General features: G+C 71.8%; 17 protein-coding genes. 4 read left to right on the top strand and 13 right to left on the bottom strand.

What is annotated here, in order from left to right; all coding sequences use genetic code 11:
- Positions 1–13 precede the first annotated feature (13 nt).
- Positions 14–1,063, top strand: coding sequence for a ferritin-like domain-containing protein (locus tag ACWD4O_RS12720; RefSeq protein ID WP_451279711.1), 1,050 nt, complete (start codon positions 14–16; stop codon positions 1,061–1,063).
- A 7-nt stretch (positions 1,064–1,070) separates the two neighbouring features.
- On the opposite strand, the gene ACWD4O_RS12715 is transcribed toward ACWD4O_RS12720, so the two are convergent.
- The 7 genes from ACWD4O_RS12715 to ACWD4O_RS12685 form a co-directional block, all read right to left on the bottom strand.
- Positions 1,071–1,430, bottom strand: a complete 360-nt coding sequence (locus tag ACWD4O_RS12715) for an MmcQ/YjbR family DNA-binding protein (protein WP_451279710.1) — start codon at positions 1,428–1,430, stop codon at positions 1,071–1,073.
- Positions 1,427–2,728, bottom strand: a complete 1,302-nt coding sequence (locus ACWD4O_RS12710) for a hemolysin family protein (RefSeq protein WP_451279709.1) — start codon at positions 2,726–2,728, stop codon at positions 1,427–1,429. Before ACWD4O_RS12710 ends, ACWD4O_RS12715 begins: the two co-directional genes overlap by 4 nt.
- Entirely contained in the window at positions 2,725–3,222 is a 498-nt protein-coding gene (gene ybeY / locus ACWD4O_RS12705; protein WP_450949517.1) for an rRNA maturation RNase YbeY, read from the bottom strand. The genes ACWD4O_RS12710 and ybeY overlap by 4 nt, the downstream gene beginning before the upstream one ends.
- Before the next feature lie 13 nt (positions 3,223–3,235).
- Complete coding sequence (locus ACWD4O_RS12700) at positions 3,236–4,294, bottom strand: PhoH family protein (RefSeq protein WP_450949516.1); 1,059 nt, start codon at positions 4,292–4,294, stop codon at positions 3,236–3,238.
- A gap of 135 nt (positions 4,295–4,429) precedes the next feature.
- Complete coding sequence (locus ACWD4O_RS12695) at positions 4,430–5,536, bottom strand: carbohydrate kinase family protein (RefSeq protein WP_451279964.1); 1,107 nt, start codon at positions 5,534–5,536, stop codon at positions 4,430–4,432.
- 241 nt (positions 5,537–5,777) lie between these two features.
- Complete coding sequence (locus ACWD4O_RS12690) at positions 5,778–7,067, bottom strand: glucarate dehydratase family protein (protein ID WP_451279708.1); 1,290 nt, start codon at positions 7,065–7,067, stop codon at positions 5,778–5,780.
- A complete protein-coding gene (locus ACWD4O_RS12685) occupies positions 7,064–8,038 on the bottom strand; it encodes a 5-dehydro-4-deoxyglucarate dehydratase (RefSeq protein ID WP_451279707.1) in 975 nt (324 codons plus the stop codon). Before ACWD4O_RS12685 ends, ACWD4O_RS12690 begins: the two co-directional genes overlap by 4 nt.
- A 99-nt stretch (positions 8,039–8,137) precedes the next feature.
- On the opposite strand from ACWD4O_RS12685, the gene ACWD4O_RS12680 reads away from it, so the two are divergent.
- On the top strand, positions 8,138–8,929 hold the full coding sequence (locus ACWD4O_RS12680) for an IclR family transcriptional regulator (protein WP_451279706.1): 792 nt from the start codon (positions 8,138–8,140) through the stop codon (positions 8,927–8,929).
- Positions 8,930–9,122: 193 nt separating this feature from the next.
- Complete coding sequence (locus ACWD4O_RS12675; protein ID WP_451279705.1) at positions 9,123–10,382, top strand: MFS transporter; 1,260 nt, start codon at positions 9,123–9,125, stop codon at positions 10,380–10,382.
- 16 nt (positions 10,383–10,398) lie between these two features.
- Here ACWD4O_RS12675 and ACWD4O_RS12670 read toward each other — a convergent pair whose 3' ends face one another.
- From ACWD4O_RS12670 to ACWD4O_RS12655, 4 genes are all read right to left on the bottom strand, one after another.
- Entirely contained in the window at positions 10,399–13,023 is a 2,625-nt protein-coding gene (locus ACWD4O_RS12670; protein ID WP_451279704.1) for an immunoglobulin I-set domain protein, read from the bottom strand.
- A gap of 105 nt (positions 13,024–13,128) precedes the next feature.
- Complete coding sequence (locus tag ACWD4O_RS12665) at positions 13,129–13,653, bottom strand: hypothetical protein (RefSeq protein WP_451279703.1); 525 nt, start codon at positions 13,651–13,653, stop codon at positions 13,129–13,131.
- A 68-nt stretch (positions 13,654–13,721) separates the two neighbouring features.
- Positions 13,722–14,567: a hypothetical protein gene (locus ACWD4O_RS12660; RefSeq protein ID WP_451279702.1), complete on the bottom strand. Its 846-nt coding sequence runs from the start codon at positions 14,565–14,567 to the stop codon at positions 13,722–13,724.
- Between the two features lie 32 nt (positions 14,568–14,599).
- On the bottom strand, positions 14,600–15,358 hold the full coding sequence (locus tag ACWD4O_RS12655; RefSeq protein WP_451279701.1) for a hypothetical protein: 759 nt from the start codon (positions 15,356–15,358) through the stop codon (positions 14,600–14,602).
- 93 nt (positions 15,359–15,451) lie between these two features.
- On the opposite strand from ACWD4O_RS12655, the gene ACWD4O_RS12650 reads away from it, so the two are divergent.
- The gene (locus ACWD4O_RS12650; RefSeq protein ID WP_451279700.1) at positions 15,452–16,498 is read left to right on the top strand and encodes a heme/hemin ABC transporter substrate-binding protein; all 1,047 of its coding nucleotides are present in this window, start codon (positions 15,452–15,454) and stop codon (positions 16,496–16,498) included.
- On the opposite strand, the gene ACWD4O_RS12645 is transcribed toward ACWD4O_RS12650, so the two are convergent.
- Together ACWD4O_RS12645 and ACWD4O_RS12640 are read right to left on the bottom strand one after the other, a co-directional pair.
- The gene (locus ACWD4O_RS12645; RefSeq protein ID WP_451279699.1) at positions 16,495–17,484 is read right to left on the bottom strand and encodes an adenosine deaminase; all 990 of its coding nucleotides are present in this window, start codon (positions 17,482–17,484) and stop codon (positions 16,495–16,497) included. The two genes, ACWD4O_RS12650 and ACWD4O_RS12645, sit on opposite strands and share 4 nt — an antisense overlap.
- 20 nt (positions 17,485–17,504) lie before the next feature.
- A complete protein-coding gene (locus tag ACWD4O_RS12640; protein WP_351917680.1) occupies positions 17,505–18,437 on the bottom strand; it encodes a ribonuclease Z in 933 nt (310 codons plus the stop codon).
- Positions 18,438–18,441: the final 4 nt, after the last annotated feature.

Genomic DNA, 18,441 nt, shown 5'->3' with positions numbered 1-18,441 from the left:
AACGGGAGCCGCCGTGGCCACCATCGCCGCCAAGCCGATGCCGATCGCCCAGCTGATGGAGACCCCACCCCCCAAGCGCGACCTGGCCTGGATCGAGGCCGCTCTGCAATCCGCCATCGCCTTGGAACTGGCGACGCTGCCGCCCTACCTGTGCGGCATGTGGTCCATCAAGACCCAGGACTCCGAGGCCGAGAGGCTGATCACGAACATCGTCCACGACGAGATGTTCCACATGGGCATGGTGTGCAACATGATGTCCGCGATCGGCGGAACTCCGTACATCATCGCCGCGGCCCCCAAGTACCCGGGCAACCTGCCGGGCAACGTCCGGCCCCAGATCGACGTGTACCTCCAGGGGCTCACCCAGCAGTACGTCCGTGACGTGTTCATGGAAATCGAGATGCCCGAGAACCCGCTCGCGCCCCTCTACGAGGAATGGGTCACGATCGGCAAGTTCTACGACGCGCTGCGGGAGGCGTTCACGACGGTCAACCCGGCCATCGTGGCGGGCCACCAGCTGGCAAGGCAGATCGGCGACAACATGCTGCCGGTGTTCTCGAACGTCGCCGAGATCGTGAAGGCGATCGACGTGATCAAGGAGCAGGGCGAGGGCACCGGCCACGGGCCCGAGGACCCCACCCTCCCCAATGACGGGCAAGGCCTGGGCCCGCTGGCCCACTACTACAGCTTCGGGGAGATCTGGAAGGGGCGGCGGCTGGCCCCCTCGCCCACCGGGCCCATGCCGTTCGACTGGATCGGCGAGCCGGTTCCCTTCCCCGAGACGCACCCCATGGGCAGGCTCGAGGCCGAGCGCTGGCCCAACCCTTCGGCGAACGTGCAGCAGCTCCTCAACGCGTTCAACGAGAAGTACACCGAGATGCTCGGCCACCTGGAACAGGCATGGCACAACGGAGACGACGCCGCGCTCGGCCGTTCCGTCGGTGCGATGTTCGGCCTGAAGTCGCGCGCCCTCGCGTTGATGAACGAGCCCCTGCCCATCGACGACGGCCATCGCTACGGCCCCGAGTTCCTCATCCGCTTCCCCGGCACCGACCAGGGCTGAGCCGGAGTCAGGGCCGGTCGAGTCGCAGTCGCTCGGCCCTCGGCAGGCCGGCGACGACCAGGTCGTACGAGTCCTCGACGAGCTCCCTGACCAGGCGGGCGGGGAGCTCGCCCTCGACGGTCACCGTGTTCCAGTGCCGTTTGTTCATGTGATAGCCCGGGGCGATCAGCCCCGGGTGCTCGCCGCGCAACCGCACCGCGTCGTCCGGGTCGCACTTGAGGTTGACCTTCAAGGGGCGCTGGTCGATCCAGCTCAGCGCGAACATCTTGCCCAGCACCTTGAAGACGGAGATCTCCGGCCGGAAGGGAAAGTCCTCCTCGGCGGCCTCGAAGGACAGGCACAGCGCCCGCAGCTCGTCCGGACTCACTCCGGCTTCTCCCCCGACTGCTCCGCCGGCGTCACCGGCTCCACCAGCACCGTCACGATCTTGTTCCGGCGGCCGGCCGCGGCCTCCGCCGTCAGCCGCAGCCTGCGCCCGTCGGGCAGCTCGACCTCGGACGACGCCCCGGCGATCGGCACCCGGCCCAAGGCCTTGGCGAGCAGCCCGCCGACCGTCTCCACGTCCTCGTCGTCGTACTCCTCCAGGCCGTACAGCTCGCCGAGGTCCGTGATGTCGAGGCGGGCGGTGACCCGGTACCGGTCGTCGCCGAGCTCCTCCACGGGCGGGAGCTCACGGTCGTACTCGTCGGTGATCTCGCCGACGATCTCCTCGAGGATGTCCTCGATGGTGACGATGCCGGCCGTGCCGCCGTACTCGTCGATCACCACCGCGACATGGTTGCGCTCCTGCTGCATCTCCCGCAGCAGATCGCCGGCGTTCTTGGTGTCCGGGACGAAGGCGGCGGGCCGCATCGCCGTCGACACCAGCTCGCTCTCCGCGTCACGGCTGATGTGCGTCTTGCGGACCAGGTCCTTCAGATACACGATCCCCACGATGTCGTCCTCGCTCTCCCCGCTCACGGGTATGCGGGAGAAACCGGAGCGCAGGGCGAGGGTCAGGGCCTGGCGGATGGTCTTGTAGCGCTCGATGACGACGAGGTCGGTCCGCGGGACCATGACCTCCCGGACGAGGGTGTCGCCCAGCTCGAAGACCGAGTGCACCATGCGGCGCTCGTCGTCCTCGATCAGCGACTCCTTCTCGGCGAGGTCGACCAGCGCGCGCAGCTCGGCCTCGGAGGCGAAGGGGCCCCGACGGAAACCCTTGCCGGGCGTGAGCGCGTTGCCGATGAGGATCAGCAGCGAAGGGATCGGGCCCATGATCCGGGCCAGCGGCAGCAGCACGTACGCGGCCGCCGTCGCCGTGTTCAGCGGGTGCTGGCGGCCGATGGTGCGCGGGGAGACGCCCACGGCGACGTACGACACCAGGACCATCACGCCGATCGCGGTGAGCAGCGCCGGGGTCGTGCCGTGGATCTCGTTCAGGCAGGCGTAGGTGACCAGCGCGGCGGCCGCCATCTCGCAGGCGACGCGGACCAGCAGCGCCACGTTGAGATAGCGGGTCGGGTCGGCGGCGATCTGCGCGAGCTTGGCGCTGCCGCGTCGGCCGGACCGCACGGCCTCCTCGGCCCGGAAGCTGGAGACACGCGCGAGGCCCGCCTCCGCGCAGGCGGCGAGCCAGGCGACGACGACCAGGGCGATCGCGCCGGAGACGAGACCGAGGCTCATGACACGGTCGGCGCCGGCGACGCCCCGGTCATGCCCTTCTCACCCCGCCATCCGTCCACGATGGCCGCCTGAAGGCCGAACATCTCGGCCTTCTCGTCGGGCTCCTCGTGGTCGTACCCGAGCAGGTGCAGCACCCCGTGGACGGTGAGCAGTTGGAGCTCCTCGTCCATGGAGTGCTGCGTGGGCGCTTCCTTGCCCTGCCGCTCGGCGACCTCCGGGCACAGCACGATGTCGCCGAGCAGCCCCTGCGGCGGCTCGTCGTCGTCCTTCGACGGCGGACGCAGCTCGTCCATCGGGAAGGACATGACGTCCGTCGGACCGGGCAGGTCCATCCACTGGATGTGGAGCTGCTCCATGGCGTCGGCGTCCACGACGATCACCGAGAGTTCGGAGAGCGGGTGGATGCGCATCCGCGCGAGCGCGTAGCGGGCGATGTCGAGGATCGCCTGCTCGTCGACCTCGGTTCCGGACTCGTTGTTGACGTCGATCGACATGGTGCTGGCTTGTCTACTTCCGCTTGTTCCGGCCGCCCTTGTGGGTGCCGTTCTCCGTACCGTTCTCGCTGTCGTACTTCTCGTACGCGTCGACGATACGGCCGACCAGCTTGTGCCGGACGACATCCTGGGACGACAACCGCGAGAAGTGGACGTCGTCCAGCCCCTCCAGGATCTCCTGCACCTGACGGAGCCCCGACTTGGTGCCGTTCGGCAGGTCCACCTGCGTCACGTCACCCGTGATCACGATCTTCGACTCGAACCCGAGCCGCGTCAGGAACATCTTCATCTGCTCGGGACTCGTGTTCTGAGCCTCATCGAGAATGATGAAGGCGTCGTTCAGAGTCCTACCCCTCATGTACGCCAGCGGCGCGACCTCGATCGTTCCCGCTGCCATCAGCTTCGGGATCGAGTCCGGGTCGAGCATGTCGTGGAGGGCGTCGTAGAGGGGGCGCAGGTACGGGTCGATCTTTTCGTAGAGGGTGCCGGGGAGGAAGCCGAGGCGTTCGCCGGCCTCCACCGCGGGGCGGGTCAGGATGATGCGGGTGACCTGCTTGGCCTGGAGGGCCTGGACCGCCTTGGCCATGGCCAGATAGGTCTTGCCGGTGCCCGCGGGACCGATGCCGAAGACGATCGTGTGCTTGTCGATCGCGTCGACGTACCGCTTCTGGTTGAGGGTCTTGGGGCGGATCGTGCGGCCTCGCGAGGACAGGATGTTCTGTGTGAGCACTTCGGCCGGGGTCTCCTGGCCGTCGCTCGTCCCGTTCTCGCTCGCTCGCAGCATGGCGATCGAGCGTTCCACTGCGTCCTCCGTCATCGGCTGCCCGGTGCGGAGCACCAGCATCATCTCGTCGAACAGGCGCTGGATGAGGGCGACTTCCCGTGGTTCGCCGACTGCGCTTATCTCATTTCCCCGGACGTGGATGTCAGCCGCCGGGAAGGCCGTCTCTATCACGCGCAGGAGGGAGTCTCCGGATCCCAGCACGGTCACCATCGGGTGCTGGGCGGGAACGGTGAACTGTGCTCTCGCCTTGCCCTGCGCGGGCGTGTGAGCTGTCGGTGTCTGAGTCATAGGCCGGCCCGAGGGCCTCTACGTCCTCCCGGATGCGTCTCGCCTGCCACGAGGGCGGCCTGGCGAGTTCTAGCGTACGCCAGGGCACTGACAACGCCGTAGGACTTTTCGCCCGTGCCATGCCCGCCCGCAGGGCTATGCCGAGCGGCCGAAACCGATCGTCGGGACCGCTCTGCGCAGGGGCCACGGGGTGACCTCCTCCGCCGCCGGGACCAGATCCGCCAGGAACGCGTACCGGCGCAGCGCCTCGGGGTCCTGGCCCTCGACCGACTGGACCCTGCGCCACCAGGCCGCGAGCTCGCACCAGCCGGGGGCGGAGAGCGAGCCGCCGAACTCCTGGACGGAGAGGGCCGCCGTGAGGCCGGCGAAGGCGAGCCGGTCGGCGAGCGGCCAGCCGGCCAGGGTGCCGGTGACGAAGCCGGCCACGAAGACGTCCCCGGCGCCGGTGGGGTCGAGGGCCTCGACGGCGATGGCCGGAACCTCGGCGCTCTCGCCCGTCGCACGGTCCACCGCGTACGCGCCCTCCGCACCGAGCGTCACGACCGCGAGCGGTACGTGCTCGGTGAGGGCGTGGGCGGCGGCCCGGGGGCAGGTGGCGCCGGTGTAGTTCATGGCCTCCTCCGCGTTCGGCAGGAAGGCCTCGCAGTGCTCCAGGTCGGCGAGGCCGGCCAGGTCCCAGGCCCCGGTGTCGTCCCAGCCGACGTCGGCGAAGATGCGGGTGCCGCGGCGGGCGGCCTGCTCGATCCAGGGGGCGCGCTTGCCGGGGGTGAGGGAGGCGACGGCGGCGCGGGCGGGCGGGGGGCACTCGGGGGCTTCGTCCGGGACGAGCGCGGCCTCGGGGGGCGGTTCGTGGCCGTGGGAGACCATCGTCCGCTCGCCCTCGTAGGCCATGGAGACGGTGACCGGGGAGTGCCAGCCCGGGACCGAGCGGGAGGTGCTGAGGTCGATGCCCTCGCCCTGTTCGAGGGCGTCCCAGCAGTACTCGCCGTAGTGGTCGTCGCCGAAGGCCGCCGCGAGGGAGGTGCGCAGGCCCAGCCGGGCGAGGGCGGTGGCCATGTTGGCGACGCCGCCGGGGCTCGACCCCATGCCGCGCGCCCAGGACTCGGTCCCGCGTACCGGGGCGGAGTCGAGCCCGGTGAAGATGATGTCGAGGAAGACGGTGCCGGTGAGGTAGACGTCCCACGGCGGATCGTCGGGGGTGCGCAGGGCGGCCAGGGGGTCGACCCGGGCGGCCTGCCGGATCCGGCCCGCCTGGGCACTCTGGCCGCTCCTCGCGGGCTGGCCGGTTCTCACGGGCTGGCCGGTCCTCGCGGGCTGGCGGTGGCGTCCCTCTCCGGTGGACGCGTTGGACGCGGTCACGGTGCGCTCCCTGACGTGGTGCCGATCTGGCCAGTGTGCACCACGCCGCCGACAGCCCGCCGTGCGTCACACGCGCACCGGGGCGCTCAGCCGCCGCGACCTCCCCCTGGAGAGTGAAGCGCGGTCACCAGCGCGGCACCGCCGGGGTGACCCAGTCGGGGTCGACGACGCGCATCGCCGCCGCGTCGTCGCGTTCGCGCAGGGCGCCGTCGTCGTCGAGCCAGCGTCGGTGCAGGAGCGCGAGTCTGTCGTGATCGAGTTCGACGCCGAGGCCCGGCGCGTCCGACACGGTGACCTTGCCGTCCTCGAAGGTCAGCCGCTCGGTGAGGACGTCCTCCGACTGCCAGGGGTAGTGGGAGTCGCAGGCGTGGCGGAGGTCCGGGACGGTGGACGCCACATGGGTCATGGCGGCCAGCGAGATGCCCAGGTGGGTGTTGGAGTGCATGGAGACCGCGACGCCGAACGTCCGGCAGATCGCGGCGAGTTGCTGTGTGTTGCGCAGCCCGCCCCAGTAGTGGTGGTCGGAGAGGACGACCTGGACGGCGTCCCGTGTGAACGCCTCCTTGATCTCGGCGAACGTGGTCACGCACATGTTGGTGGCGAGCGGCACGTCGGTCTTCGCGGCGACCTCGGCCATGGCCGGGGTGCCGAGGGCCGGGTCCTCCAGGTATTCGAGGATGCCGCCGATCTCCTCGGCCACCTTCAGCGAGGTCGCCACGGACCAGGCGCCGTTGGGGTCGAGCCGCAGCGGGTGTCCGGGGAACGCCTCGGCGAGTGCGCGGACGGCGGCGATCTCCTCGTCCGGCGGGAAGACGCCGCCCTTGAGCTTGAAGGAGGTGAAGCCGTAGCGCTCCTTGAAGCGCCGGGCCTGCTCGACGACTCCGGCCGGGTCGACGGCCGCGCCCCAGTCGTCCTGTTCGGCGGCCACGCCCTCGGGATGGTCGGCCCACTTGTAGAAGAGGTAGGCGCTGTACTCGACGGCGTCGCGGACCTTGCCGCCGAGCAGCGCGTGCACGGGCAGGCCGAGCGTCTTGCCGAGGGCGTCGAGGCAGGCGACCTCGAAGGCGGAGACGACGGACAGCCGCAGCTTGTCGGCGGTCTGAACGCCGCGCAGCCCGCCGACGTCCACCTGGCCGGAGATCCGGGAGCTGTCGACGGTCACCTCGTCGGCGATCGTGAACAGCCCGTTCAGGTCGCTGACCTGACGGCCGGTCAGCCTGTCGGCGAAGGGGCGGGCCAGTTCGAGGTACTTGGTGTCGCCGTAGGTCTCGCCGACGCCCGTGACGCCGTCGGCGGTCACCACCTCGACGATCAGTCGGGGGGTGTACGGCTGGTGCACGCCCTGGGTGTTGAGCAGGGGCGGGTCGGCGACCAGGATCGGGGTCAGCCGGACTTCGGCGATCGTGAGGTTCACAGGGCGGCTCCTACGAGGTCGAGACCGGCGGTCAGGAGGGTCTTGAGATCGGCGAGGTCGTCGTCCGACGGGTCGGTGAGCGGGGCGCGCACGGGCCCCACCGGGCGGCCGCGCAGCCGGGCCGCGGCCTTGACCAGCGACACGGCGTATCCGGGGACGCGGTCGCGGAGTTCGACGAGCGGGACGTAGAAATCGCGCAGCAGCTTCTCGACCGTGCCGTCGCCGTCACCATCACCGTCGCCGCCGCCGTCGCCGCCGGTCTTCAGCGCCGTGAAGAAGGCGTTCGCGATCTCGGGGGCGAAGGCGTGGACGGCGGAGGAGTAGGCGGGGACGCCGACGGCGGCGTAGGAGCGGGCCTGGATCTCGGCGGTGGCGGCGCCGTTGAAGAAGAGGAAGCCCTCGGGGGCGGCGAGCGTGAGGCGCTGGAGGCGGTCGAGGTCGCTGTGGCCGTCCTTGAGGCCGATGACGGTCGGGATGGCGGCGATGCGCCTCAACGAGGCTGCGGTGAAGGCGACCTGGCCGCGCTGGTAGGCGATGAGCGGTAGCCGGGTGCGGGCCGCGATGTGCTCCAGCTGGGCGACCAGGCCGTCCTGCGGGGCGGCGACCAGGTAGTGCGGGAGGACGAGGAGGGCGTCGGCGCCGGCCTCTTCCGCGATGCGGGCGAAGCGGGCGGCCTGCGCCCAGCCGTAGCCGATCCCGGCGACGACCGGGAGCCGGCCGGCCGCCTCCTCGACGGCGATCGTGACCACCTGGCGGTACTCGTCCTCGTCGAGGGAGAAGAACTCGCCGGTCCCGCAGGCGGGGAAGATCGCGCCGGGGGCGGTCGCGATCTGGGCCGCCGCGTGCGCCCGGAAGCCGTCGGGGTCGAGGGAGCCGTCGGCGTGGAAGCTCGTGAGCGGGAAGGAGAGCACGCCGTGTGCCATGCCCTCCCGCAGTCGGCGGACCGTGTCCCTGTCGAGACTCACCCTCATTCATCTCCCCATGTAGATGTCATCCACGTATGAAGATGGAGGTTAGATATACGAACGCCGATCGTCAACGGCCCGGTCCGCCCCGATTACGATCGGCCCATGTCGGATACAGGCGGCGTCCGCGAGGTGAAGTCCGCGGCGCGCACGGTCGAGCTGCTGGAACTTCTCGCGGCGCGCGGCGACCGTCCGGCCCGGCTGCAGGAACTGGCGGACGAGCTGGGCGTGCCGCGCAGCTCGATGTACGCGCTGCTGCAGACCCTGATCGACCGGGGCTGGGTCCGCACGGACGTCACCGGCTCCCTCTACGGCATCGGCATCCACGCCCTGCTGACCGGCACCGGCTACCTCGACTCCGACCCGCGCGTCCGACTGGTGCGGCCCTGTCTCGACGAGGCCTCCGAGGCGCTGGGCGAGACCATCCACCTCGGACGGCTGGACGGCCGGGGCGTGGCGTATCTGGCGACGCGCGAGTCGCACGAATACCTGCGCACGATCAGCCGGGTCGGGCGGCGGCTGCCCGCGCACGTCGGCGCGCTCGGCAAGGCGCTGCTGGCGGAGCGGCCCGACGAGGAGCTGCCCGAGGGCCCGTACGAGGCGTTGACCCCCAGGTCGCACACCAGCCGGGCGGCGCTGCTCGCCGACCTCGTCGAGGTGCGGGCGCGCGGGTACTCGGTGGACCGTGAGGAGGGCGTGACCGGCATCGCCGGCTTCGGCTTCGCCCTGCGCTACGACACTCCGGCGCAGGACGCGATCAGCTGCTCGGTGCCGGTGGCGCGGCTGACGCCGGAGCACGAGGAGCGGATCGTGGCGGTGATGCGGGAGATCAGGGCGAAGATCGAGGCGCTTGCGCCCGGCGCCGGCGGGTCCGGCGGCACCGTGAACTGGCGTTAGAAGGCGCTAGAAGGCGTTGGAGGCGCGGCGTTTACCCGGCATCTCCCGCTGTAAACAATAGGTGACCCAGATCACACACCCCGCGCTTTTGCGCGCACCACGTGCTTGATACAAATTGCCCGCGCGTTCCTGTCCGTCGACGGCCTGCGCCCCACCCTCCCGAGCCGCTCATCCCGCATGCCTTGGAACGCCCGTGTTCGCCCGTCGCACCCCCCTGCCCCGGCCCCTCCTCGCCCTGTTCACGGCCGGGTATCTCGCTCCGTATCTGCTGCCGACGGTGGTCGGCCGGCTGGAGTCCGGACTTCCGCTGACCGCCACCGAGGCGGGCGCCGTCGGCAGCGCGCTGCTGCTGAGTTCGGCGTCGGCCGGCTTCCTGCTGGCCTCCCGGGTGGAGCGGATCGGCGCCCGGACGCTGGCCCGGACCGGGCTCGCGCTCGCCGCGCTCGGCTACGGCGGGGCCGCCCTCGCCGGTGACGTACCGGCCGTCGTAGCCGGCGCGATCCTGGGCGGCTTCGGCTCCGGTACGGCCACCACGGTCGCCGCGACCCGCATCGCCGCCGAGCCCGACCCGCACCGCACCTCCACGCTGGGCCTGCTCTGGGTGTCCGCGGTCGCCGGCGTCGTCTATCTGACGGTTCCGCACCTGGGCGCGGGCCATGGACAGCCGCTGGCCGCCATAGCGCTGGCCTCGCTCGCCGTCTGGCCGCTGACGGCGCGGCTGCCCGGCCGTACGGCATCCGCCGCCCGGCGCCGGGAACGCGCCGCGCTGCCCAACCTGCGGGCGGGGCTCGTGCTCGCCGCCGCCATGCCCTGCTGGTCCCTCGTGCAGAACTCCCTCTGGGGAGTGAGCGGGCGGATCGGGCTGACGCAGGCGGGGCTCAGCGAGGCCGCCGTCGGCGCGGTGTTCGCGGTGGCGCTGGGGGCCGGGCTCATGGGCGTGCTGGGCGCGAGGGCGCTCGGGGCGCGGCTGGGGCGGGCGGTGCCGATCGGCGCCGGGACCGTCCTGATCGCCGGATGTGTGGTGGCCAGCGCCTCGGCCACCGGGCCGGTGAGCTTCACGACCGGTGAGATCGCCTGGAACGTGCTCTACCCGGTCGTCCTGTCGTATCTGATCGGGCTGGCCGCCTCGCTGGACCCGCGCGGGCGCTGGGCGGTGCTCGTCGGGGCGGCGGGCTCGCTGGGCACGGCGGCCGGACCGCTGACCGGGAGCGTGCTGTCGGCCTGGGCCGGGTTCCCGGTGATGGGCCTGGTGCTGGGAGCGGCGCTGCTCGTGGTCGCCGTGCCGATGACCGGGGTCGCGCTGCACGCGAGCGGCCGCCTGGTACTGGCCGGGGCCGTGCGGCAGCCCGCCGTCGAGGTGATCGAGGTGGACGTCCGGGCGGTGTCCGCACCGGACGCCTACGACACGGCAGGACCCCGGCAGGCGGGCGCCTCGCCGGGGTCCGGTGACTAGGACGGCTCCCAGGGGTCTAGCGGGTGGCCTGGGCCGTCTTCGCCCGTCGGTGGACGTACCAGCCCGCCGCCGTGAGCAGCAGGGCCAGGCCCGCCGCCGTGCCGACGGTCGCGCCGGTGGAGGCGAGGCTGCCGGCGGAGGAGCCGGCAGTCGTGCCGCCGGTGCCGCCGGAGGCGGTCGTGGAGCCGGAGGTCGAGCCCGAGGTCGAGCCGCCCGTCGTGCCCGAGGTCGAGCCGCCGTCCGTGCCGCCGGTGTCGCCCCCGTCGTCGTCCGTGTCCACCGGGTCCTGGCCGACGAAGGCGACCGGGACCTTCACGTCCTGGGAGCGGTCGCCGGAGAGGGTGTGGTCGGCGCGGGTGGCCAGCACACAGGTCGCCTTGAAGCAGTCGGTGAACTCGTCCTTGGCGTCCACGGTCAGCTCCACCGAGAAGGTGCCGCCGGCGCCGTACGGGGTCGCCAACTCCTCGCCGTAGTCGGGCGGGTTGGAGGAGATCCACGCCGAGCTGTGCGAGCCGCCGGTCATGTCGACGCCGCCGACACAGGGGGTGGGCAGTTCGCCGGCGCCGTTGTCGACGCACAGGGCGACGTAGATGCCCTTGTCGACGTCGTAGCCGGTACCGGTGACCTTGAGGACCTGGTCCTCGGTGGCCAGGTCGTTCACCGGGGTGACGGTGAGCTTCTGGCCCTCCGTGCCGGTGACGGTCCTCGTTCCGGAGGGTGTCTGGTCGCCGTCGCCGTCACCGCCGTCGTCGTCGGCCGCCTCGACCGTCAGCGTGAACTCCGAGGTGCGGGTCGTGCCGGAGGTGTTGGTGAAGGCCACCCGGTAGCGGTAGCCGTCGTGCGCGGCGCGCGCGGTGAACGTGTAGGTGTTGCTCTGCGGGGCGCTGGTGACGGCGCTCCAGGTCTGGCCGTCGTCGGGGCTGACCTCCCATTTCGGGGTGGGCGCCGGGATGCCCTCGGCCGCCGCGACGAAGGTGACCGTGTCGCCGACGGCGACGGTCCGGTCGGTGGGGGTCTGGGTGACCTTCGGGGAGACCCGGCGGTCGTACTTGAGGATCTTGCCCTCGGCGCCGTCCGTCAGGTAGACCGAGCCGCCGCCCGGGGTGACCGCGATGCCCGCGTAGGCGTTGGTGCGGTTGCCCGGCAGGGGCGACGGCGTGGCCGCCTGCGCGAAGGTGGCGCTGTCGTAGACCTCCAGGAGGCCCTTCTGGTCGGCGCCGTCCTCCTCGTTGCCGTAGTCCTCGCGCAGGACGTACGCCTCGTGGGTGGTGGCGTCGAAGGCGATGGCCGTGGGCATGTCCGTGCCCTTGAGCTCGGCCAGGGACTTGCCGTCCTTGTCGAACACGTGCACCGAGTAGCCGGAGCCCACCCAGACGTTGCCGGTCGCCGGGTCCACGGCGGTGACGAAGGCCGTGCCCTTGGGCAGGTCGTAGGTGCCGGTGAGTGCCAGGGTCGTGGAGCCGGCGGTGCTCACCCGGAACAGCTTGCCGTTGACGGCGTCGGAGACCCAGGCGAGGTCCCGGGCGGTGTCCACGCCGAGGTGGCCGCCGCTGCTGGGCAGCGTGGTCGTCCGGATGAGCGCTCCGGTGGCGTACGCGACCTCGGAGACGACCGCGCCCTGGGCGATCAGGACGGTCTGGTCGGTGGTGCCGGGGCCGGTGCCGGTGATGGGGTTGCCGCCCGGCCACGCGCCCTTCGCGGAGGTGTCGCCGGCCTTGGCGGTGCCGATGCCGCGCACGGGGTAGTGGAAGACGACGCCGTCGCCCGGCAGCGGCTCGACGATGCGCTGGACGACGCGCTGCGCCAGGGTGGTGCCGTTGGAGCCGGGCGCCTGCGGGATGTAGCCGACGAGCTTGCCGTCCTCGGGTTCGAGGACGTACAGACCGGACTCGTTGACGCTCCCGGTGTCGACGATGTTGCCCGAGCCGACGTACAGCTTCTTGGAGTCGGGGTGCAGCAGCAGGGCGAGCGGCATGCCGGCGTTGGTGAACTCGGCCGAGCGCACATGGCTGACGGTGCCCGGCGGCACGGTCTCGCCCTCGCCGCCGTCGTCCCCGCCGCTGTCCTGGCCCTTGAAGAACACGGGGATGCGGATGTCCTGGGAGCGGTCGCCGGTGCCGTTGTGGTCGACGCGGGTGACGACCGAGCAGGCGACCTCGGCGCAGTCCAGGCCGTTGTCCTTCATCCTGACGCCGAGTTCGACGTCGAAGGTGCCGCCCGCGCCCCACTCCTCGGCGACCCCGGCGGGCGCCTCCGTGGACCCCGCAGGGACGATCCACTTCGAGGCTCCGCTGCCGCCGGTCTGGTCGGCGCCGCCGAGACACGGGGTCGGGATGCGGTTGTCGCCGTTGTCCTTGCAGAGGGCGACGTAGACGCCCTTGGTGACGTCGTAGCCCGCGCCGGTGACGCGGATGGTGTCGCCGGCCGGGTCGAGGTCGGCGGAGGCGGACACGGTGAGGGTCTGGCCCTGCGCGCCGAGGCCGGTCCTCGGTGTGTCGGCGGCCTGCGCGGCCGGCCCCACCGTGACGGCCGTGGCCGCGGCGGCCACCAGGGTGACGGCGCCCAGCAGCGCCGGAGTCCGTCTCGGCCGGAGCCGGGCCCTCCGTCCCGGCCGCCGCCGGGCCGTCGTGTCGTCTGTCATGAGGTCTTCCTCGTCTGTCGGGTGCGCACCGGACACCCCACCGGGGCGGCCGGAACGGGCCGGCCGCGAAGGCCGGCCCGTGGTACCGCTCGGAGCGACGGGCGTCTACTGGAAGGTGATCGGGACGTGGACGTCGTACTTGCGGTCGTTGGTGTCGAAGTGGTCGGCCCGCGTGACGATCGCGCAGGTCACGTCCTCGCCGCAGACGCTGCCGTCCTCGAGGGTGGCCTGGACGTAGATCTGCACGCTGAAGGTGCCGCCGGTGCCGAACTTGGAGCTGTTGGCGAACAGGCCGCCGAAGACGTTGTTGATCCAGTGCGAGGCGCCGGTGGCGCCGGTCTCGTCCTGGCCGCCGAGGCAGGGGGTGGGCTTGTTGGCGCCCGCGGCGCCGTCGACGACGCACAGGCCGACGTAGATGCCCTGGCTCGTGTTGTACCCGGAGCCGGTGACGGTGATGACCTGGCCGGCCGCGGCGGCGGTGTCGGGGGCCGTCAGCGACAGGTTGTACGTGGTGCTGCCGTCGACGATCGTGCGGGTCGAGGTGGCGGCGGAGGCGGAGGTGGCCAGGCCCAGCGTCAGGGCGGCGGAGGCGGCGACGGCGAGACCGGCGCGAGCGACGGAGACTCTCACGGTGGTTCCTCTCAGAAAGGGAGATGAACTTAGGTAAGGCTTACCTAACTATGATCTTCCGAGGTTTGTCAATGGACGGTAAAGTCGACAGCGACAACCTGCTGTTCGCCGCCCACTTGGGTCAGCTCGACGGTGTGCGCGCCCTCGACCGCCGTGGCGTACACGGGGAACGAGCGGGCGAGACGGCCCTGCGCGTCGGCCACGTCCTGGTAGCGCGTGTCTCCGTCGATCGCGACGAGCACGACCGCGCCGGGGGCGAACCCCGTTGCGCTCACGGTCTGTTCGGTGCCGGGTGCGAGGGCGGAGCGGGCCACGGCAGCCGCTGCCGCCTCCCGCGCGTCGGCGGTCGGCCCGGCGGCCTGCCCGGCAGACCCGTCGACAGGCGTCGGGGACGCCTGAGGGGACTCGACGGCCGCCTCCGGCAGCGTCACGTCGAACTCGCCCAGCGCCGCGCCCGCCACGAACTCCGTGCCGCTCCAGGACGACAGCAGCGCCGCGCCCTCCTCGGTGAGCGAGGCGCGCGACCCGGCCACCTCGGCCAGGGCCAGCTCGCGGGCCCGGCCGTCGACGACCGTACGGGCATACAGCTCACCCTCGTCACCGGTCAGCCGCAGCCGCAGTCCGGCGAGCACGAGCGGCTGCCGCGCCGCGGTGTCGAGGCGGGCCGCGCCGCCCAACTCCAGCTCGGTGACGCCGGTTCCGGAGTCCGTGCCGCCGTCGAGGGCGGGGAACGAGGCGCTGCCGTCGGCGGTGCGCACGGCCGGTGCGGTGACGCCGAGCGAGACGCCCGGGGCGGTCAGGGTCCACTCCGCGCGCGCCCCTTCGGGCAGTTCCCGGACGGCAGCCGAGGCCGGGGCGCCGAGCGCGAACAGGGCGCCGGCCACCAGGGCGACGGCACCGGTTCTCTTCGCCATATTCTGTTCTCCCATGCGGATATGAGGGGGTGTCAGGTTCGGCGGCGCCGTGCCCAGAACCAGGCGCCGGACCCGGCCGCGACCAGCGCGGCGGCGGTCAGGCCGACCGGCAGCGCCGGCTCTGATCCGGTGCTCGCCATGGAGCCGTCGGCCGCCTTGTCGCCGGCCGACTTCGCCGACGCGCTCGCACTCGGCGTCGAGGTCGACGCCCCCGTGGAGCCCGCCGTGGAGCCCGCCGTCGAGGACGACGCCGCGCCGAACGTCACCGGGATGCGCACCGTCTGGGTCTGGTCCCCGCCCCGGGTGTGGTCGTTGCGGGTGATGACGGCGCAGGTCACACCGGCGGCGGTGCAGTCGGTGTTGGCGTCCTTGGCACGCACCTTGAGCGTCACGCTGAAGGTGCCCTTGTGCGCGCTGCCGCCGTACGGCTTGGCCAGGCCCTCGCCGTAGGAGGGCGGGTTCGAGGAGATCCACACCGACGCGCCCGACTCGCCGGACATGTCGACGCCGCCGACGCACGGCGTGGGCGTTTTCCCGGCGCCGTTGTCGACGCAGAAGGCGACGTAGATGCCCTTCTCGGTGTTGTAGCCGGAGCCGGTCACCGTGACCGTCTCGCCCGCCGCGGCGAGGCCGGACGACTTCGAGACGGTGAGTTTCTGCCCCTCCGGGCCGGTCGCCGATCCGCCCGCCGCTTCAGCGGCCGTGGCCGCCGGGATCAGCAGGGCGGACGCCGAGGCGACCGCGAGAAGAGCGCGAACTCCGTTGGCACGCAGGCCACTTGGCCTCGCCATGGATACACCCCCACCAGGTGAAACTAAGGGAAGGCTAACCTAAACTACTCTTCAGCTTTGCACCAGCCGACAGGACGACAGGAAAGGAAAACAATGCGCCCATCGGGGAGACGTCTCACCGTCCTCGCTCTGGCCCTTGCCCTGCTGACGGGGGCCTGCGGAGGAAACGGCACGGGCAACGGCGCAGGAAGCGCAGGAGGCTCGGACGCCACACCGGCGTCCGCGAGCGCACGGGCCGCGGCCGCCCAGAAACAGCTCGCCAAAAACACCCTCGTCCCCCTCGAAGGACCGGCGCCCACCCCGAAACTGCCCGTGACCGTCGACTCCTCCGACGGACGCCAGGTCACCGTGACGGACGCCGCGCGCATCCTGCCCCTCAACGGCGGCGTCGCGGAGATCGTGTTCACGCTCGGGCTCGGCAGCCGGGTCGTCGGCCGGGACATCACGGCCACGTTCGCGGAGGCGAAGAAGCTCCCCCAGGTCACCAAGGCGCACGACGTCAGCGCGGAGAGCGTGCTGTCACTGCGGCCGACGGTGGTGCTGGCCGACACGGACACCGGCCCCAAGGAGGCGATCGAGCAGATCCGCGACGCCGGCGTCCCGATCGTCGTCCTCGACCCGGCGACGAAACTCGCCGACGTCACTGCCCGCACCACCCGCATCGCCGAGGCCCTCGGCGTCCCGGCGGCCGGCCAGGCGCTCAACGCGCGGATGAGCACCGACCTCGCCGCCGCACGCGCGGGCGTGCCCGAGGGCAGCAAGCCCAAGGTCGCGTTCCTCTACATGCGCGGCAGCGCGGCCGTCTATCTGATCGGCGGCACGGGCTCCGGCGCGGACTCCCTGCTGGCGGCGGCGGGCGCGGTGGACGCGGGCACGGAAGCCGGATTGGACAAGCCCTTCACCCCCATCACCACCGAGGCCCTCGCCCAGGCCCAGCCGGACGTCATCCTGATGATGACCAAGGGCCTGGACTCGGTCGGCGGCCTCGACGGCCTCCTCCAGATCCCCGGCATCGCCCAGACCCCGGCGGGCATGAACCGCAGGGTCGTCGACATGGAGGACGGCGTGCTGCTGAGCTTCGGCCCACGCACGCCGCTCGTCATCGACATCCTGGTGGACCGGATCCACCAGAGCGCCTAGAACCGATAGTCGTCCACCTCGGCGAGATACCGCGCCCGCCGCTCCTCGTCGTCCTCCAGGAAGGAGGCGACGAAGGAGTTGCGGGCCAGTTCGCGCAGCCGCTCCTCGCCCAGGCCGAGGGCGGTGCGCACGGCGTCGAAGTTGTCGCCCGCGTAGCCGCCGAAGTAGGCGGGGTCGTCGGAGTTGACCGTGCACAGCAGCCCGGCGTCCAGCATCGCGGGCAGCGGGTGGTCGGCGAGGACGTCGACGGTCCGCAGCCGTACGTTGGACAGCGGGCACAGCGTCAGCGGGATCCGCTCCCGCACCAGCCGCTCGACCAGCGCCGGGTCCTCCATGCAGCGCAGCCCGTGGTCGACGCGCTCCACGCCGAGGACGTCGAGGGCCTGCGTGATGTACTCCGGCGGCCCCTCCTCACCGGCGTGCGCGACCCGGCGCAGCCCGAGGGCGGCCGCGGCCTCGTACACCTCGCGGAACTTCACCGGCGGATGCCCGACCTCGGCGGAGTCCAGTCCGACGCCGGTGATCCGGTCGAGGTAGGGCTTCGCGGCCTCCAGCGTCTCGAGCGCCGACTCGGCGGACTCGTCGCGCAGGAAGCAGAGGATGAGGCGGGTGGAGACCCCGTGGTCGGCCTCGCTCCTGCCCAGCGCCCGCCACAGCCCCTCGACCACCGTGCCCATCGACACGCCCCGGGCGAGGTGGGCCTGCGGGTCGAAGAAGATCTCCGCGTGCCGTACGCCCTGCGCGGCGGCGCGGGCGAGGTAGGCGTTCGCGAGGTCCTCGAAGTCCCGCTCGGTGCGCAGGACCGCCATCAGCTCGTAGTACAGGTTCAGGAAGGACTGCAGGTCGTCGAAGGCGTAGGCCTTGCGGAGCGCTTCCGTGTCGGCGTAGGGCAGCGCCACCCCGTTGCGGGCGGCCAGTTCGAAGGCCAGCTCCGGCTCCAGGGTGCCTTCGATGTGCAGGTGCAGTTCAGCTTTGGGGAGGGACATCAAAGCATCGTACGGCCGCTTTACCGGCGTTTCGGAACCGGCACTCGCAGCAGGTCGTGCGCCACGGTCAGCTCACCGTCGAACCCGGCCGCCCGCGCCTGCCGCTCGAACTCTCCCCCAGACTCCGTCCGGGAGGTGCCCCCAGGCTCGGAGTAACGCTGGCTGAAGTGGGTGAGGACGAGATGCCGCACGCCGCCGTCCCGCGCGACCCGAGCAGCCTGACCGGCCGTCAGATGCCCGTGGTCGACGGCGAGTTGTTCGTCCTCGTCGAGGAAGGTCGACTCGATGACGAGCATGTCGGCGCCGTCGGCCAGCGCGTGCACCCCCTCGCACAGCCGGGTGTCCATGACGAACGCGAACCGCTGCCCGCGGCGCACCTCGCTGACGTCGTCGAGGGAGACGCCGTCGAGGGACCCCTCCCGCTGGATCCGGCCGACGTCCGGCCCCTTGACGCCGTGCTCGGCGAGCCGCTCGGGCAGCATGCGGCGGCCGTCGGGCTCGACGATCCGGTAGCCGTAGGACTCGACCGGGTGCGAGAGCCTGGCGGCTTCCAGCCGGTAGGACGGGCCGGTGGCGAGCAGTCCGTCCGCGTCGACCGGGGCCTCGGTGACGCCGACGGTCTCGCGGTAGGCGGTGGAGTAGCGCAGCCGCTCGAAGAACCGCTGCCCGGAGCGCGGGTAGTGCGCGGTGACCGGGTGCGGGACCTGGTCCAGGTTGATGCGCTGGATGACGCCGGCGAGGCCGAGGGAGTGGTCGCCGTGGAAGTGGGTGACGCAGATCCGGTTGAGGTCGTGCGCGGCCACCCCGGCACGCAGCATCTGGCGCTGGGTGCCCTCGCCGGGATCGAAGAGGATGCCTTCGCCGTCCCAGCGCAGCAGGTAGCCGTTGTGGTTGCGGTGCCGGGTCGGGACCTGGCTGGCGGTGCCGAGGACCACGAGTTCGCGTACGGACACGACG

Source organism: Streptomyces sp. NPDC002623 (assembly GCF_053592635.1).
This window is presented reverse-complemented; position numbering and strand designations above follow the sequence as displayed.

Coding starts and splice junctions, on each gene's coding strand:
- ACWD4O_RS12660 (WP_451279702.1), bottom strand. CDS start 14,567: ATGGCGAAGAGAACCGGTGCCGTCGCCCTGGTGGCCGGCGCCCTGTTC.
- ybeY (WP_450949517.1), bottom strand. CDS start 3,222: ATGTCGATCGACGTCAACAACGAGTCCGGAACCGAGGTCGACGAGCAG.
- ACWD4O_RS12670 (WP_451279704.1), bottom strand. CDS start 13,023: ATGACAGACGACACGACGGCCCGGCGGCGGCCGGGACGGAGGGCCCGG.
- ACWD4O_RS12680 (WP_451279706.1), top strand. CDS start 8,138: ATGTCGGATACAGGCGGCGTCCGCGAGGTGAAGTCCGCGGCGCGCACG.
- ACWD4O_RS12710 (WP_451279709.1), bottom strand. CDS start 2,728: ATGAGCCTCGGTCTCGTCTCCGGCGCGATCGCCCTGGTCGTCGTCGCC.
- ACWD4O_RS12650 (WP_451279700.1), top strand. CDS start 15,452: ATGCGCCCATCGGGGAGACGTCTCACCGTCCTCGCTCTGGCCCTTGCC.
- ACWD4O_RS12655 (WP_451279701.1), bottom strand. CDS start 15,358: ATGGCGAGGCCAAGTGGCCTGCGTGCCAACGGAGTTCGCGCTCTTCTC.
- ACWD4O_RS12645 (WP_451279699.1), bottom strand. CDS start 17,484: ATGTCCCTCCCCAAAGCTGAACTGCACCTGCACATCGAAGGCACCCTG.
- ACWD4O_RS12700 (WP_450949516.1), bottom strand. CDS start 4,294: ATGACTCAGACACCGACAGCTCACACGCCCGCGCAGGGCAAGGCGAGA.
- ACWD4O_RS12685 (WP_451279707.1), bottom strand. CDS start 8,038: ATGAGGGTGAGTCTCGACAGGGACACGGTCCGCCGACTGCGGGAGGGC.